The organism is Rhodomicrobium sp. R_RK_3, assembly GCF_002198715.1.
GTDB lineage: Bacteria > Pseudomonadota > Alphaproteobacteria > Rhizobiales > Rhodomicrobiaceae > R-RK-3.
Map to the genome: position 1 here is coordinate 53,868 of NZ_MWLK01000039.1, position 14,779 is coordinate 68,646.

At 66.5% G+C, this 14,779-nt stretch carries 12 protein-coding genes and 1 pseudogene; 5 read left to right on the top strand and 8 right to left on the bottom strand.

The window, feature by feature from the left end:
- Positions 1 to 309 precede the first annotated feature (309 nt).
- Positions 310 to 1,215 carry a polysaccharide deacetylase gene (locus BLEFHOIH_RS25335; RefSeq protein WP_088348852.1) on the top strand — a complete coding sequence of 302 codons (906 nt, stop codon included), beginning with the start codon at positions 310 to 312 and terminating at the stop codon, positions 1,213 to 1,215.
- 174 nt (positions 1,216 to 1,389) lie between these two features.
- Here BLEFHOIH_RS25335 and BLEFHOIH_RS25340 read toward each other — a convergent pair whose 3' ends face one another.
- Positions 1,390 to 3,654, bottom strand: coding sequence for a dynamin family protein (locus BLEFHOIH_RS25340; RefSeq protein WP_170937378.1), 2,265 nt, complete (start codon positions 3,652 to 3,654; stop codon positions 1,390 to 1,392).
- A 335-nt stretch (positions 3,655 to 3,989) separates the two neighbouring features.
- Here BLEFHOIH_RS25340 and BLEFHOIH_RS25345 point away from each other — a divergent pair, with 335 nt between their 5' ends.
- Positions 3,990 to 4,919, top strand: a complete 930-nt coding sequence (locus BLEFHOIH_RS25345) for a dynamin family protein (protein ID WP_170937379.1) — start codon at positions 3,990 to 3,992, stop codon at positions 4,917 to 4,919.
- 316 nt (positions 4,920 to 5,235) lie between these two features.
- Here the strand turns inward: BLEFHOIH_RS25345 and BLEFHOIH_RS25350 are convergent, their stop codons facing one another.
- Together BLEFHOIH_RS25350 and BLEFHOIH_RS26975 are read right to left on the bottom strand one after the other, a co-directional pair.
- On the bottom strand, positions 5,236 to 7,056 hold the full coding sequence (locus tag BLEFHOIH_RS25350; protein ID WP_088348855.1) for a transporter substrate-binding domain-containing protein: 1,821 nt from the start codon (positions 7,054 to 7,056) through the stop codon (positions 5,236 to 5,238).
- 139 nt (positions 7,057 to 7,195) lie between these two features.
- Positions 7,196 to 7,822, bottom strand: a complete 627-nt coding sequence (locus BLEFHOIH_RS26975) for a hypothetical protein (RefSeq protein WP_170937380.1) — start codon at positions 7,820 to 7,822, stop codon at positions 7,196 to 7,198.
- Positions 7,823 to 8,072: 250 nt separating this feature from the next.
- Between BLEFHOIH_RS26975 and BLEFHOIH_RS25360 the strand changes: the two genes are divergently transcribed.
- Positions 8,073 to 8,939: a phosphodiester glycosidase family protein gene (locus BLEFHOIH_RS25360; protein ID WP_170937381.1), complete on the top strand. Its 867-nt coding sequence runs from the start codon at positions 8,073 to 8,075 to the stop codon at positions 8,937 to 8,939.
- A 24-nt stretch (positions 8,940 to 8,963) separates the two neighbouring features.
- On the opposite strand, the gene BLEFHOIH_RS25365 is transcribed toward BLEFHOIH_RS25360, so the two are convergent.
- The 5 genes and pseudogenes from BLEFHOIH_RS25365 to BLEFHOIH_RS25380 all read right to left on the bottom strand — a co-directional run bounded on the left by BLEFHOIH_RS25365 (position 8,964) and on the right by BLEFHOIH_RS25380 (position 13,154).
- Positions 8,964 to 9,917, bottom strand: a complete 954-nt coding sequence (locus tag BLEFHOIH_RS25365) for a DUF5996 family protein (protein ID WP_088348858.1) — start codon at positions 9,915 to 9,917, stop codon at positions 8,964 to 8,966.
- 124 nt (positions 9,918 to 10,041) lie between these two features.
- Positions 10,042 to 11,052 carry a polysaccharide deacetylase family protein gene (locus BLEFHOIH_RS25370; RefSeq protein WP_088348859.1) on the bottom strand — a complete coding sequence of 337 codons (1,011 nt, stop codon included), beginning with the start codon at positions 11,050 to 11,052 and terminating at the stop codon, positions 10,042 to 10,044.
- 258 nt (positions 11,053 to 11,310) lie between these two features.
- Entirely contained in the window at positions 11,311 to 11,544 is a 234-nt protein-coding gene (locus BLEFHOIH_RS25375) for a 4-oxalocrotonate tautomerase family protein (RefSeq protein WP_088348860.1), read from the bottom strand.
- 20 nt (positions 11,545 to 11,564) lie between these two features.
- A pseudogene (locus BLEFHOIH_RS27455) lies at positions 11,565 to 11,675 on the bottom strand (3-oxoacyl-ACP reductase); the annotation flags it as partial.
- Between the two features lie 96 nt (positions 11,676 to 11,771).
- Positions 11,772 to 13,154: an aspartate aminotransferase family protein gene (locus BLEFHOIH_RS25380; protein ID WP_088348861.1), complete on the bottom strand. Its 1,383-nt coding sequence runs from the start codon at positions 13,152 to 13,154 to the stop codon at positions 11,772 to 11,774.
- Positions 13,155 to 13,736: 582 nt separating this feature from the next.
- On the opposite strand from BLEFHOIH_RS25380, the gene BLEFHOIH_RS25385 reads away from it, so the two are divergent.
- On the top strand, positions 13,737 to 14,174 hold the full coding sequence (locus tag BLEFHOIH_RS25385) for a hypothetical protein (protein WP_088348958.1): 438 nt from the start codon (positions 13,737 to 13,739) through the stop codon (positions 14,172 to 14,174).
- 54 nt (positions 14,175 to 14,228) lie between these two features.
- Entirely contained in the window at positions 14,229 to 14,720 is a 492-nt protein-coding gene (locus tag BLEFHOIH_RS25390) for a YidB family protein (RefSeq protein WP_245297192.1), read from the top strand.
- Positions 14,721 to 14,779: the final 59 nt, after the last annotated feature.

The window sequence follows — 14,779 nt, forward strand, 5'->3', positions numbered from 1 at the left end:
GGAAGGTTACAGCAGGCAGGCACGTCGCGATCGGGCCCGCCAGAAATGCCAACGGGTTTGAGCCTCTTGGGAAGTCATTAGCGAGAATATTGTTTAAGTGCCACCGCAAAATGCAGAATTTTCTTTTCCCGCGGATCAACTTTTGATTGTTTTTCCTTGATGTAGCAGCGTTGCCTGCGACTCTAGATTGCTGTTCGACTTTGGTCTGTTTCTCAGGCCGGGACTATACTATACCCTTCACTCCTGCATTGCGGCGGGCGCGGGCCCGCATGACTGGCGCGGCGATGCGTTGACCATGGAGGGGCGACCATGATTTCCCAGGGCATCATCTGGCCGAACGGCGCCAAATGCGCGGCGTGCCTCAGCTTCGACATGGACGCCGACAGTCTCATCCACGTTGCCTATCCCGGCGACGGCCACACCAAGGTCTCGCCGATTTCGATGCTGCGCTATGGCCCGACGGTAGCGGTGCCGCGCATCGTCGAGACCTATCGCCGGCTCGGCATCAAGCAGACCTTTTTCATCCCGGCCTGGTGCATCGAGCAGTATCCTGGAGCCGTCGAGACCATCATGGAAGGTGGGCACGAGATCGCCCATCACAGCTATATCCACGAGAACCCGCTGGAGCAGACCGACGCCGACGAGGCGCATTGGCTGGACCTCGGCATCGACATCATCAAGCGCACGACGGGCAAGGCCCCGCGCGGCTGGCGCGCGCCGCTCTACAATTTCTCCAACCGCTCGCTCGATCTGCTGCTGGAGCGCGGGTTCGCCTATGACGCCTCGCTGATGGGCGCCGACATCCCCTATGTCATCAAGAGCCGCAGGACCGGCGGCGAGCTGATCGAGTTGCCGAGCCATTGGGGTCTCGACGACTGGCCGCAATGGGTGCAGTCCTTCGAGCTGAATTACATGATGCCGGTGCGCAGCGCGAAGAGTGGCTTTGCGCTCTATCTGGAGGAGTTCGAGGCCGCCTATGCCCATGGCGGCCTGTGGGTTCCGGTGCTGCATCCGTTCTGCACGGGGCGGCTGGCGCGCTGGCATGTGTTCGACGCGTTTCTGGAAAAGGTGGTCAGGCGGGGCGATGTATGGTTCGCGCCGATGGAGGAGATCGCCGCTTACGCGCGCGCCGAGATCGACGCCGGCCGCTTCCAGGCCATGACCGACCTCCTGCCGCAATATGAGCAGCCCGTCGGACGGGTGTTCCCGAGGTGATGGACGCCTCGCACGCCCTTTCCCGAAATCCCCGCGAAGGCGGGGATCCAGCATTCAAAACTCGAAATTGGCTTTCGGCCTAACCACTTACGCTGCGGCGTACTGGATCCCCGCCTTCGGGGGGATTTCGTCGGAGGTCGTGGGGATCCAGCAACCCTGTCCCCTCCGGCCTCCTCATGAGCGCAGCGCCGTCAAATTCTCAGCCAAACGGCGGCAGGCTTCGGCGCGGGCGCGCAGGGTCTGCGCTTGCGCTTCCAGCGCCTCGGCGTCCCCGGCCGCCGCGCCCGGCTGGACGGCGTCGAGCGTGGCTTGAGCGCTCCGCTTTGCCGTCTCGATGCAATGCAGAACGCTCACCCGGAAATGATCGAGGATGAAAGCCGTCGCGCGCCCCGTCTCGGCAGCGGCCGCGTCGCAGAGCTTATCGATGATGGCGGCGAACTGGGTCCGAACCAGCTCGCGGAAGCGCGCGCCGCGCTCCTCGGCGGAGATCTGCTGGCGGTGCCACTGCGCCTGGATGGTGCCGCCCGCCGCCAACGCGATCGGGTCGGCCAGGGCCGCGAGCGGGGGCGTCAGCTTCAAGGCGGGCAGGGGCAGGCAGAGGACGGCCATCCCGGCGGTGTCGTTGGCGCGGCCGACCAGTGCTTGGATCCGCGCCTCGGCCTGGGCCGCCGCCTCGCCGATGCCGGCATGGATGGCCGCGAAACCTTGGGAAAACTCATGCTCGAGCGCCGCGCGCAACGGCGTGACGTTAACGGACGGCTCGGCGGCGGCCTCCGCGCGGGTGCCCGGCGCCGCGATGGCCGTGGCATGAGCATCGAGCGTCGCCGTCAATTGCTGGCGCAGCGCCGCAAGCCCCGCCTTGACCTGTTCGCCGAACCGGCTCCGGCACCCCGCGATAATTTCAACGATCTCCTGCGCCACCGACGCGGCGGCGGCTTGCTCCTGCCGCAGCGCGCCGAGCGCGGCCTCATCGGTCGCGCCCGCCAGCAGACGCTTCGCCAGATCCGCCTGGGCCTGCGCTACGGCGGCGCAATTGGCGGCAATCGCGCCAAGCGCGGCGGCGGCGAAGGCGAGGCAGTCGGCGATCGGCCCGGAGCGCATCATTTCCGACACCGCGACCGCCAGCGCCGGCACGCCGGAGCGGATCAGCACATCCTCCGCCGCGATCAGTTCCTGCAGCGAGCTGTCGGGCATCCAGAAGCTGCGGCCGTCTTCACCAAGCGCGGCGATCTCGGAGGCGGAGAGCGGCGCGCCGCTCGGGATGACATCCAGTTCGGCCTCGGCGGCGGCTGAAAGGCCGCTGCCCGCCCAGCGGGCGCTGCCGGTGATGACAGGAATGCGCGCGCCCGGAAATTCCTTGTCCAGCACGCCCCGCACCCGGCCGACGACGGCGCTCTCGACTTCGGAAAACGCCTCCACCTCGTCGATCTTGTTGACGAAGACGATGATGCGGTGCTTGTCGAGCCCGCGCAGGATGCGCAACAGGTCCACATCGGCGTTGGACAGCGGCTGGCGCGCCGTGACGACGATGATGAAGATGTTGGCGCGTTCCAGATTCTGCCGGGTGATCTCGTCGCGGACGAGAAAAGGATCGTTGATGCCGGGCGTGTCGATCAGCAGGGTCGGGTAATAGAAGCCGCCGAGGTCGAAATAGAGATTGGCGGCCTTGGTGATCAGCGAGAACTCGCCGGTGCCGGCTTCCTCGGGCTCCTCGAAGGCGGGCTCCGCGCACACATATTTCTGCAAGAGCCCCGGCGTGACTTCGGGAAAGCTATGCTGGCCGCCCAGCAATTCCTCGAATTTCGGGCCCATTTTCTGCTTGGCCTTCTCCCGCATGTCGCCGACCTGGCGGTAGAAGGTCGGCCAGTCGAAATTCGGGATCAGCCGCTCGGTCAGCTCGCGCATGCGGGCGCTGCCCTCGGCGAGGCGCTGCCATTCATCGGCGTCGAAAAACTCGAACTCGACGCCGCTGCGGGGCATGTTCGGCACGGCGAAATGTAGGTTGGTGACGACCGTCGTCCAGGGGGTGATTTCGGCGGGCAGGAAATCGGGCTGCTGGATGAAGGCGTTGACCAGCGTCGACTTGCCGGAATTCATCTGCCCGAGCACGGCGATGTTGCAGATCTGACCGTCGACCAGCCCCAATATGCCCGAGACATAGGCGGCGATGGTGGCGTCGCCGAGCGCCGCGAGTTCCGCGCCGAGCGCGGTGATCTCGTCGCGGGCCGATTTCAGCTCCTCGCCGACGCGGATGCGGCTGGCGGCGGATTGCGGCGCAGGCCCCGCGTCCGCGCGCTTGGCGAGGATGAGGGTGTTGTCATTCGCGGACGGATCGGGCGCGGCAAGCACGCTGCCAAGAATTACCGCCCGGCCCCTGGAGGCGTAGATGCTGGTCGCGCCGCCCGCGTTCGAAATGTCGATCTCGATCGGCGACGCCATGGCTTCAGCATCTTCGGAGCCCCCCACCAAGGCCCGGAAGAACTGTGCAATCCCCCTCGGCATCCGCCCCTCTCCCTCTTCCGTGATCGAAATCTTCGCGAGGCCGCCAGCCCATGGTGGCACTCATTTTTGGCAATCCGTGTGCGGACCTTGACGATGCGGCCGCGCTCCCCGTGCCGCGGCGATCATGGCACGCCGACCGCCGACGTAATAAGATACTGGCGGCCCTCGCCATGCCGCAAGCATGGTGAAATCTAAATGCCGTTGCATTTGCGCATCGTCCACAAGCCTCACCTTCGGTCCTCATGCCATCCGCCGATCTTGCCGACCCCGATATGCCGACGGATCAGCGCCTTGCGCCGCACGAGGCCCTCGCCGACGGCCATGAGGCCGCGCTCGCCTTCGCCGCGACGGTCGGCCGGGCCCGCGCCGAGATCGAGGCGGCGGGAGGCGCGGGCCTCGCGGCGCTCGCCCCGGCGATCCGCGCGCTGCGGCGAATCGAGGCGCTGCTGCGCCATCCCTTGCGGCTGGCGCTGATGGGCGAGTTCAATTCGGGCAAGTCGACGCTGGCCAATCTGCTGATCGGAAACGCGCCGCTGCCGACGCTGCGCCTCTCCAACACCCGCATCCCGACGCTCATCCATTACGCGCCCGAACCCATGGTCGCCGCCGTGCTGGAGGATGGCAGCAAGCAGCGTCTCACCACCGAGGCGCCGACCCCATTGGCCGAGATGCTGCGCATTCAGCTCGGCATGCCGATGCCGCATCTGCGGGCCTGCGAGATCATCGATTTTCCCGGCATTTCCGACCCCTGGCTGAGCTATGGGGCGCTCGATATCGGCCGGCATCCGGTCGACGCCGTGCTCTGGTGCACCTTCGCCACCCAGGCCTGGAAGGAGAGCGAGGCCGCCGTCTGGCGCCTGCTCCCCGAGCACATGCGGCGCCACGCGATGCTGTCCGTCACCAGCAAGGACCTGCTCAGCGAGGAGCAATCGGCCAAGGTGATGGCGCGGCTGCGCAAGGCGACCACCGACACTTTCGCCGATCATGCGCTGATCTCCGCGCTCCAGGCGCGCAAGGCGATCGACCGCGATGGCGGCGTGCAGGATGCGGGCATCTGGCGCATGAGCGGGGCGGCGGATTTTTACGGCAGGCTGCAGGCGCTGCTCGGCGGGCTTCGCGCCCGGCGTTTGGAGAAGGCGAAGGCCATGACGCACGCCATCGCCGGCGCGGCGATTGCCCGGCTTGCTGGTGGGACGGGCTAGGGAGGGTCGCATCGGACGGTATCGGTCCGGACGCTGGGATAATTCTCAGCGTTCGAACACGCCGCAGCCTTGCCCGCTCCCAGGGGAGAGGTAGCGCGGCTGCGGCTCAATGAGCAGTACCGGTCGGTTCCGTCTACTGCTCTGAAAAAAAAGCCCCCTCACCCGGCCGCTTCGCGTCCGCCCTCTCCCTCGAGGGGAGAGGGCTGCGCCGTGCCAGATGGGAGTCACAGCTTCGCCGCTTGCGCCCTTGCCTCTCCCCTTGAGGGAGAGGGCGGACGCCGTTAGGCGGGTGGGTGAGGGGGCTTTTTCCCCGTCCCTATTCAGCCTTGGCGACCGCGCCGGGCATGAACGCGGCCAGATGCCGGTTCACGATGGCGGCGTATTCGCTGCTCTGTTTCAGCACCGCGATCGCGGCGTTGATCTTGGCAAGCAGCGCATCGGCCTCCCGCTGGGCCTTGGCGATCACGATGTGGATGCCGCGGCTGGCGAGCGGCCGGTCCGCCATCTTGAAACCCGCCGACAGGCCGAGCCGCTCGATCATGAAGCGCGTCTCCGGCTCGCTGCCCGCCAGCGCGTCCGCCTCGCCGCGCTCGACCATGCTCAGGCAGTCGATCATCGTCGCCGGGCGGCGCAGCGTCAGCTTGTTGTTCTCGACCCATTTTCGTTCCGCCTCGCCCAGATCGGCGACGTCACGGCCGGCGGGCAAGCAAATGATGCGACCGCCGACACTGTCATCGGTATCGAAGCGGAAATCGCCGCCAGCCCTGGCGAAGAACACGATCGGCACCTGGAACAGCGGCGCCGAGACCAGCATGCCGTCGCAGACCGCCGCGCTCTGAGCGCCGAGAAATTGCGGCTCGTCACAATTCGGAGTCTGCCAGGGCACGGCGATGGTCGGGCTCGGGGTCTTCACCATGTCCTCGATCTGGCCCGGCTTGTCATTGGCCCAGACGACGGCCACCTCGCCGCCATAGACACGCTTGGCGGCGGCCATGGCCAATTCCGTGATTAGGCCGCCTCCCGGCGCCGAAGGGTCGGTCAGCGGCGGGCTGGCGACGACGGACAGGCTGAGGCCGTCCGTGCGCGTGGCCGCGTCCGCAAGCGCCGGATCGGCGGCGGCTTCGGTCTGGGTGCTGAACGGCACCGTGAGCCTCGCCTGTGCGCCCGCAACCGGAAGCGGCACGACGCGCGGCACCGAGGCCATGATCTTCTGGGCGTGGCGGTAGCGATCCCAGCCGGCGACCGGGGCATGCGGGTCGGTCTCGTTCCAGATCGAAGCCGGAAAGTCCTCGCGCAGTTTCGGCAGGCTGTCGAAGAACAGCCCGATGAAGCGGCTGACATCGGCATAGCGGGGATTGACGGGCGCCCAATCGAAAACCGCCATCAGCGTGTCGACGGCGATGGTCGCGGCGGGGCGTTCGCTGCCCGCCTCGCCGGGGGCGATGGTGGCGGCGTGATAGACGGCCGCAAGCTTTTCGCTTACCGGGATCTCGATCACATGAAAGGCCCCGGAGCGCAGGGTCTCGGCCGGCAGGCTGGCGAGATCGCTTTCCAGCAGGAACAGCGCGTACGCGCCGCTCGCGGCGATGGCATCCGCCCCCGCGCCGATCCGGCGGATATCCGGTTTGACACCGGCGAGCGAGAACAGCGTCCGCGCCGTCACTTCGGTCGAGCTGTCCGGTCCCACCAGCCCGAGCGTTCGGCCCTGAAGCTGGTCGAGGGCGGCGATCTCACGGCGCGCCAGCAGATAGGCCTTCTGACTGTAGAGCCGCGTCACGAACCGGATCTTCCGTCGGGCGTCGGGATGGAGCTTCTGAAGGTCGAGGAAGGCGAGGATGTCACTGTTCAGGATGGCGAATTCGACGTCGCGCGAATGCAGCAGATCATTGACATTGGCGACGCCGCCATAGCCCATCACGGGAAGCGGGCGGACGGCTTTGTTGCTGCCGAGCGTGCGCACGAGCTCGGTCAGCGCCTTGGAGATGCGCCCATCCGGCCGCGCGATGCCGTCGGTATAGATGGTGACGGTGGGCTGAAGGGAGACCTGCGCCTGCGCCGCCGCGAGCGCCGCCATCCATCCGATCAGCATGCCCGCCAGCAGGCGCGGCAGCGTCGCGCTCGACCCGTTCCCTCGCATCGGTGTCTCCCCGGCCCTTTAACCGTTGCCCCCACCCTCTTGATAACAAACCTCCATGCCGGCCGGGTGGCAAAACGATGCGCCGGCGCAAAGATTGCCCGCGCCGTGTCGGAAAACCATCCGCGCGGGGAGGGCGGCGCTACCGCATGGACCGGATGATCCGCTCCAGCCTGTCCTGGTCGAGCACCAGCCCGTCCCGGCCTGCGATCGAGGACCAGCGCCGGTACCAGCGCTCGGCCTCATCGGCGTCGGCCCGCGCGTTCGGACCGGCAATGTGCTGGAGCGCGTTGGGGTCGTAGGAGCGCGCGAGCAGCAAGGCCGCCTCGGCCTTCCGCTCGGCGAGGTCCGCGAGCAGCACCTGCCGCGCCTCGGCGATCTTGCCCTCGTCCATGAGCGACTGCGCCTGCGCCAGACGCTCGCCGTCCTCAGCCGGCGACGCGGTCTCTGTCGTGGCCGCGGCAGGCGGCGCCGCGGTGATGGCGGCGGTGGTCGCCGGAGACTGCGTAGCAATGGCCGGCGGCTTCTTGCCGCCCGGCCAGACCAGCAAACCAGCCCCCGCCAGCAGCACCAGCCCGGCGGCGGCGAAAACGGCAATCATGGCGGGCTTTCGCGGAAGCGGGCTGGCAGCGTTTGCGATGGGAGCAGGCGGAGGCGATGCGGCGGCGGGGTCTGCCGCCTCGTCATTCTCGGCGCCGGTGCTGATGCGCTGAAGCCGCTGCAGAATGGCCCGCACTTCATCCAGCTTTTCGTCCTGCTTGGTTTGCATAGCTTGCCGGCGCATCCCAACCGAAACGCCGCTCGCCCCGTCGCCCGAACGGCACCCCATCATTCCATTTACCGCGCCGCCCCGCAATTGGCCTCGCGAAGCGGCGGGCAATTTTTGCCTGCCCGGCGCCGCCGGGCAGCGCGGCGGCCCAATTTTGCAGATGGTTACGGCTTCCTGCGGAACAATCCAGGAAAAGACGCTGGCATGGCGTGACCGATGCTGCGACCTCTATGGCGAGCAGGAGCAAGCGATGAAGCCGAACACAACGACGACCCGGAATGCCGCATTCGTATCGGCCGTGGCCGGCGCTCTCGCGCTGATCGGGACCTGCGCCTTCGCGCCCGCGACGAGCAAAACGAACCCGCGCGGCACCTCGGCCCCGGCGGCGAGCGCGATCACATGGAAACGCCTCGACGCCGGTTTCGAGGTCGCGGAAATGCCGGTCACAGGGCAGGGCAGGGAGGCCGAGCGCATGCTGCTTGCACGCATCGATCCGGCGCGGTTCCGCTTCGTGCTGCGCAACGCTCCGGCCGGTCATACGCTGGACGAATGGATGCGCGAGCTCGGCGCGGTGATGGTGATCAATGGCAGCTTCTTTGCCGTGGACGGCAAGCCCGATACGCCCATTCTCAGCGAGGGCGTGCTGCTCGGACCGCAGGACTACGACGCCCGACACGGCGCCTTCGTGGCCTCGCCCCGGTTCAGCGGCGTCCGCGACCTGCGCAAGGAAAGCTGGCGGCAGGCATTCGCGGGCGCCGACAATGCCATGGTTTCATTTCCGCTGCTCTTGGGGACGGATGGCGGTAACAGCGTCCAGCCCAGCGACCGGCGCGCCAGCCGTTCCTTTGTTGGACAGGATCGATCCGGCCGCGTCATTTTCGGGACCACGCGGGGCGCTTCCTTTGCTCTCGACCGTCTGGCCGCCTTTCTCAAGGCCAGTCCGCTGCAGCTCGATCTGGCGCTCAATCTGGATGGCGGCCCCTATGCCTGCCAGGCCATTGCGTTCAAGGGCTATGAGCGCAATCTCTGCGGCGAGCCCAATGACGGCGGGCAGGGGGCAAGAGGCGAGCATAGCAGCCGGCGGCTGCCCATCGCGCTTGGCGTTCTGCCGCGTTAGCGCGGCGTGTGGCGCGGCGGGCTATCAGACGGCCCGCGTTATCCCCGGACGCCCCATCGGGACCTCGAGCGCGCCCCGATCCCAATTGGCGCAGGTCGCGGCGGCCTCATATGTGCTCATGAGGAATGCGAGCAGTGTGGCGTCGGGGTCTTCGGCGGTGCGCACGGCGTCATAGGGCAGGATGAATTCGCCGAGCTCCTTGTTGTAATAGGCCTCGGCGGGTTCGACCGCCGCCGCTGCGAAGCCGGGCGGTTCGGGATAGGCATAGGAGTAGAAGGAGGGCTGCGGCAGGCGCTCGTCGCCGGGCCAGAAGCCGGCGCTGCTAACCTCATGCGAATAGGCTTCCCGGGTAACGGCATCGGGAAGGTTGGGGACGCCGCCCGGATGCATCGGCGCGCGCCGCCCCGAGAACCGGGTGACGGCCAGGTCGAAACCGCCCCAGAAGAAATGCACCGGGCTGCATTTGCCGATAAAGCCCGTCCGGAAGGTGTAGAGCACCCGGTCCACCTGCGAGAGAACTTGCCAAAAGCGATGAGCATAGACCGGGTCGTAGGCCGTGTGGGCCCGGTCCTCGCCGAAGGGGATCGGGTTGGCGACTTCGTTCGGCAGGTCGTCGATGCGTATATCCAAGCCGAGGCCGGACAGCCCCTTCATGACGTCGGCGTAAAATTCCGCAACCGGGCGCGAATAAAGGCCGATCTCCCGGTACGCTCCATGATCGGCCGATATCGAAAGCACGTGCCTTTGAAAATCGAACTCGAGCTGAAAGCTCCGGTGGCCGTAGGGAATGGTCGAGGTGTTCAAGCCGCGCGGCGTGACATAGAGCGTGACGTGCCACGAATGGTTGAGCCATGGTGTCTGGGCCAGCCGGATCTTGCCGGCGATTTCGGTCCAGAGATGAAGCGTGGCAAGCGTGTCCTGCCAATCGGCATAGGCCAATTCTGGCCAGACATTCCCGCGATCGCTGCTTCTGGGCATCGGCAGCCCTCCAGTTTGGAAAACGTCCCGCAATGCGCGGGACAATCCTCCATCATACGACTGGTGAGGGTGTTTGCGTAGCAGGCAGCGGCCGATGCGTTAATGCGCCCGGCAAAGCGATCGGTCACCAGGCCGGGGCGCGCTCCTGTTTCAGCGCGGCGGCTTCATCCTGCTTCAGGGAGGCAGCGCCCTGCTTGGCCGACATCGCCGAGGATTCCAGGTCGATGAATTCGGTCTTCATCACATCGACATGCCCGGCCGCCAGCACCTTGCCATCCTGGTTGGCGCGTCCCTCCGCGCCGACGCCGGTGAAGACCTTACTCTGCAGGGACGATTTCGAGAAATCGGCCCGCGCCACCAGCGCGCGGTCGGGCTGATAGCCCGAGTTGGAGACGATATGCACGACCTTGTAGCCCTCCAGCTTGAGCTGGATCAGGAAGCCGTCCAGCGCGTCGGCGGTGACGGCCTTCAGGTCGTGGAACAGCACGATGCCGCCATGCATCCGCCGCACCCGCTCCATCGCCCGGTTGATGAGCTGTTCGGGGGTGGTGCCGGCCATGGTGTCGTCGGTGACCACGTCAACGGACATGACCGCGATATTGCGGCTGGCCAGATAGGCGTTCAGCTCCGGCGAATCATTCAGGCCGGGATAGCGGAAGAACGGCGCAATCGGCTGGCCGAGCGCGTAGGACGTGGCGACAAAGCCTTTTTCGATCTCCACCTTGGCGTCTTCGAACGGCATCTTGCTGAGATCGCGCGGATGCGACCAGGTGTGCGTGGCGATGGTGTTGCCGCGATTGGCGGCATCCTTCAGCGCGGCCTGCATGAACAGCGCCATGCGCCCGACGGTGAAGAAGGTCGCCTTGACGCAATGCCGGTCGAGCGTGTCGAGGATCTGCTTGGTGTGCTGTGGGTGCGGGCCGTCATCGAAAGTCAGCACGACCTCCATGCGCCGGAGCAGCGTCGTGTTGGCGTATTGCAGGCGGCCGATCAGCTTGCCGCCCGTCGAGTCGACCGCCACCGTGCGGGAGAGGCCAGTTGTCTTGGGATCATCGGCGCAATCGCCGGCATGCGCGGCCGCGACGCCACCGAAAAAAATCGCCGCCGCGGAAATTGCCTTCACCAAACCAAACATGAACTGCCAATCCGATCGATGCTACTCACCCTGCATTCTCGTCTCCGGCCCCGATCATACAAGCGATATGTGCCGATTCCGCAAAGACGAAACCCGCGCTGTTGATTCTGCACCACAGCGCGGGAGAGGATTGAGGCGATTCGATCACCGGTAGTGTCCACGAACGGGCAACAAGGCGGCGGAACCATGGCAATCCGCGCATGGCGCGAGATTGCCGCAGCCCCGCTCAACCGCGGTCACGGATCGTGGAGGGCGGCCTCAGTCCGCGGCGGCGAGCCGCTTGCGCAGCTCAGGCACCGGCAAGCCGCCATGGCCCCAATTTTCCAGCGGAACCTCCTGGATGACGACGAAAGTGGCCTCGAGCGGCTTGTTGAGCACGTCGAGGAGGAGCTGGCTGACGCCGGCGATGAGCCGCGCTTTCTCCTCGGCGGTGACGGAATCGCGGCCCGGACCCGAGCCTTCCCGCGTAACTTGGATGGTGACGATCGGCATGGATGACCTCCCTTGACTGGTTAGTGGCCGGCGCCCTGTCCTCCATCGGCATGGAGGATTTCGCCTGTCACGAAGCCGGCTCGCTCAAGGTAGAGGAATGCGCCCACCACGTCGCGGATTTCGCCCAAGTGCCTCGCCGGAACGGGGCCCGCAAGGTTTCGTAATTCTCCGGCGCGCGGATCGCGTCTTGATGAGGCCCGCGCGGTAGGTACTCCGCGGCGGTGGGGTCAGCCTCTCGCGGCGAAGATCGCGTCGACGGCTTCGGCGGTCTTGGCGACGACGATGTCGGCCTCGTCCCGGGTCAGGCAGAGCGGCGGCGCGAAGCCGAGAATGTCGCTTTGCGGCATGGCGCGTCCGATGACGCCGCGCTCGGCCAAAGCCGCCGCGATCCGGGGGGCGATTTTCTCCGAGGCGTCGAAGAACGCCCGGTCGTCCCGGTCGGCGACGAATTCGACGGCGGCCAGCATGCCGGCGCCGCGCACCTCGCCGACATTGGGGTGCTCGCCGACGGCGGCGGCAAGCTGCGCGCTGAAATAGGCGCCGATTTCGGCCGCATTGGCCACGAGGTCCATCTGGTCGATCAGCTCCAGATTGGCGACACCCGCCGCTGCGCAGATCGGATGCGCCGAGTAGGTCCAGCCATGGCCGATCGCGCCGAGCCTGTCGGAGCCGTCGACCAGCACCTGCCAGACCCGCTCGCCGACGATGACGCCGGACAGCGGCGCATAGGCCGAGGTCAGCCCCTTGGCGATGGTGATGAGGTCGGGCCGCATGGCGTAGAGGTCCGAGCCGAACATGGTGCCGAGCCGGCCGAAGCCGGTGATGACCTCGTCGGCGACCAGCAGCACGTCGTATTTCTCCAGCACGGCCTGGATTTTCGGCCAATAGCCCTCGGGCGGCGGCACGATGCCGCCGGTGCCGAGGACCGGCTCGGCGATGAAGGCGGCGACCGTGTCGGAGCCCTCGGCGAGGATCATCTCTTCCAGCTTGTCGGCGCAAAACTGGGCGAATTGGGCTTCCGACAGCGAGCGGTCGGCGCGGCGGAAATAATAGGGCGCTTCGGTGTGCAGCACCGGTCCGAGCGGCAGGCCGAAAGCGCTGTGGAACAGGGACAGGCCAGTCAGCGAGCCACTCATCACGCCGGAGCCGTGATAGCCGCGCCAGCGCGAGATGATCTTCTTCTTCTCCGGACGGCCGAGCACGGTGTTGTAATACCAGATCAGCTTGACGTTGGTTTCGTTGGCATCCGAACCCGACTGGCCGAAAAAGACGCGGCTCATGCCCTTCGGCGCGCGGTCGATGATCATCTTGGCGAGGCGGATCGAGGCCTCGGTGCCGTGCCCGGCATAGGCATGATAATAGGCGAGGCTCTTGGCCTGGGCGGCGATGGCGTCGGCGATCTTCTGGCGGCCATAGCCGACATTGACGCAATACAGCCCGGCAAAGGCATCGAGGCTCTTACGGCCATCGATGTCGGTGACGTAGACGCCCTCGCCTGAGGCCATGACCCGGTTCGCCGTCTCGCCGCGCGCATGGGCGCCCATCGGCGTCGCGGGATGGAAGAAATGGTCCCGATCCCAGGCATTGAGTTCGTTGGAGCGGTCGGTCATCGGATCTCCTAAAAGCGTTCAGGCGGCTGTGTCACGGCGGAAATATTTGAGCGCGGCGAGCGCTTTCCGGGCCCGGAGTGCCGGGTGCCGCCGATCAGGATCGGCGCGCCGGTGCTCTTCGCGCAGCCGAGCAAGGATCATGCCATAGTCCGGCGGGGGGGCCCTGCGGCGTCGGCGCGCGCCGTCATGGCCGCCGGCCGCGGGCGGGCGAGATCGGCCGTCATGTCAGTTGCTCCTCGAGGCGGGTGGTTGGTGCCAGTCTAGGCCTTTGCGGCGGAGAGAGGGGCTGTTGTCCCGGCCGGCGGCAGAGAATTCCACTGTCGACGACCCTGAATATAGACGAATTCTCTGAGGCCACCGTAGTGCGCTGGCGCCGGCTGCCCCCGCGCGCCTTCGCGGCAAACCATTCAAATATCGGCGAAATCCTTCCGGTTGCATAAACGGTTTCGGCCAGTTCCTGTTGAATGCCGGGTCGTTTCTCCGTCATGCCAATGGGTGATGCGAGTTGGATTGCGCCGGCCACGGCCTTTCGCTCCGCCGCCAGCGAAGGAGATTACGATGTCGATCCGCCTCTATGCACTGATGACGGGAATGGCCGCGCTGACGGCCGTCACATGGACGGGCCCCGCCCAGGCCCTGACCATGCAGGAATGCAGCACGAAATATAAGGCCGCCCAGGCGGCGGGCACCGTCGCCGGCAAGAGCTGGAACGAGTTCCGCAAGGCCGAATGCGGCCCCGCGACCAACGCCGCGACGGCGGTCGAGCCGGCGCCCGCTCCCAAGCCGAAGGCTGCGCCCAAGCGCGCCGCGGTCGCGCCCGCCACCACGACCGGGGATGCCGTGTTCCCCAATAAAGTATCCCCGAAATATGCCGGACAGCCCGCCGGACGGGCCCGCATGCACACCTGCCTTGAGCAATATCACGCCAACAAGACCAATAATGGCAACGGCAATCTGAAATGGACGCAGAAAGGCGGCGGCTATTACAGCGAATGCAACAAGCGTCTTGCGCAGCAATGACGCCTTCATTGCGGTCGAAAGCCGGTCTTAGCCCTTAGCCCATGGAGATGTCTGATGGGAATGCTCGACGAAGTGATGAATAAGGTGTCGCCTGACGGAAAAATGCCTGGCTCAATTCTCGAGGTGCTGGCCTCGCTCCTGACGGGGCAGCAGCAGCCGGCGCAAGGCGGGACGCCCAACCAGCCGATGAACCCGCCCCAGGGCATGCCGAGAACCGACCCGCAAGCCGACGGCCATGGCGGGATGCCCGAAGGCGGCTTGTTCGGCGGCCTCGCCGAACTTCTGGCGAAGCTGCAATCGGCCGGCGAGAGCAAGACCGTCGATACCTGGGTCGCCGACGGCGCCAACGCCCCGATCGAGCCTGAAAAACTCGAGACCGCGCTCGGCCAGCGCACCGTCGCCAGCCTCGCCCGGCAGGCCGGCGTCAGCGAGCAGGAGCTTCTGGCCAAGCTCGCAACAGTGCTGCCCGGCGTCGTCGACAAGCTGACGCCCAATGGCAATGTCCCGACCCCCGAGCAGATCGCCGCCTATCTGGCCCGGCGTTAACGCCCGCAAGGAACGCTCTCGCGCATCGGTCCAACCGATCGCGCGGAGCGCCGGCGTTG

What these genes read in the sequence shown, in the direction of transcription:
- BLEFHOIH_RS25370 (WP_088348859.1), bottom strand. Translation starts at nt 11,052, where the DNA reads ATGTTTGGTTTGGTGAAGGCAATTTCCGCGGCGGCGATTTTTTTCGGT.
- BLEFHOIH_RS25380 (WP_088348861.1), bottom strand. Translation starts at nt 13,154, where the DNA reads ATGACCGACCGCTCCAACGAACTCAATGCCTGGGATCGGGACCATTTC.
- BLEFHOIH_RS25345 (WP_170937379.1), top strand. Translation starts at nt 3,990, where the DNA reads ATGCCGACGGATCAGCGCCTTGCGCCGCACGAGGCCCTCGCCGACGGC.
- BLEFHOIH_RS25350 (WP_088348855.1), bottom strand. Translation starts at nt 7,056, where the DNA reads ATGCGAGGGAACGGGTCGAGCGCGACGCTGCCGCGCCTGCTGGCGGGC.
- BLEFHOIH_RS25360 (WP_170937381.1), top strand. Translation starts at nt 8,073, where the DNA reads ATGAAGCCGAACACAACGACGACCCGGAATGCCGCATTCGTATCGGCC.
- BLEFHOIH_RS25375 (WP_088348860.1), bottom strand. Translation starts at nt 11,544, where the DNA reads ATGCCGATCGTCACCATCCAAGTTACGCGGGAAGGCTCGGGTCCGGGC.
- BLEFHOIH_RS25340 (WP_170937378.1), bottom strand. Translation starts at nt 3,654, where the DNA reads ATGGCGTCGCCGATCGAGATCGACATTTCGAACGCGGGCGGCGCGACC.
- BLEFHOIH_RS25385 (WP_088348958.1), top strand. Translation starts at nt 13,737, where the DNA reads ATGACGGGAATGGCCGCGCTGACGGCCGTCACATGGACGGGCCCCGCC.
- BLEFHOIH_RS25335 (WP_088348852.1), top strand. Translation starts at nt 310, where the DNA reads ATGATTTCCCAGGGCATCATCTGGCCGAACGGCGCCAAATGCGCGGCG.
- BLEFHOIH_RS26975 (WP_170937380.1), bottom strand. Translation starts at nt 7,822, where the DNA reads ATGCAAACCAAGCAGGACGAAAAGCTGGATGAAGTGCGGGCCATTCTG.
- BLEFHOIH_RS25390 (WP_245297192.1), top strand. Translation starts at nt 14,229, where the DNA reads ATGGGAATGCTCGACGAAGTGATGAATAAGGTGTCGCCTGACGGAAAA.
- BLEFHOIH_RS25365 (WP_088348858.1), bottom strand. Translation starts at nt 9,917, where the DNA reads ATGCCCAGAAGCAGCGATCGCGGGAATGTCTGGCCAGAATTGGCCTAT.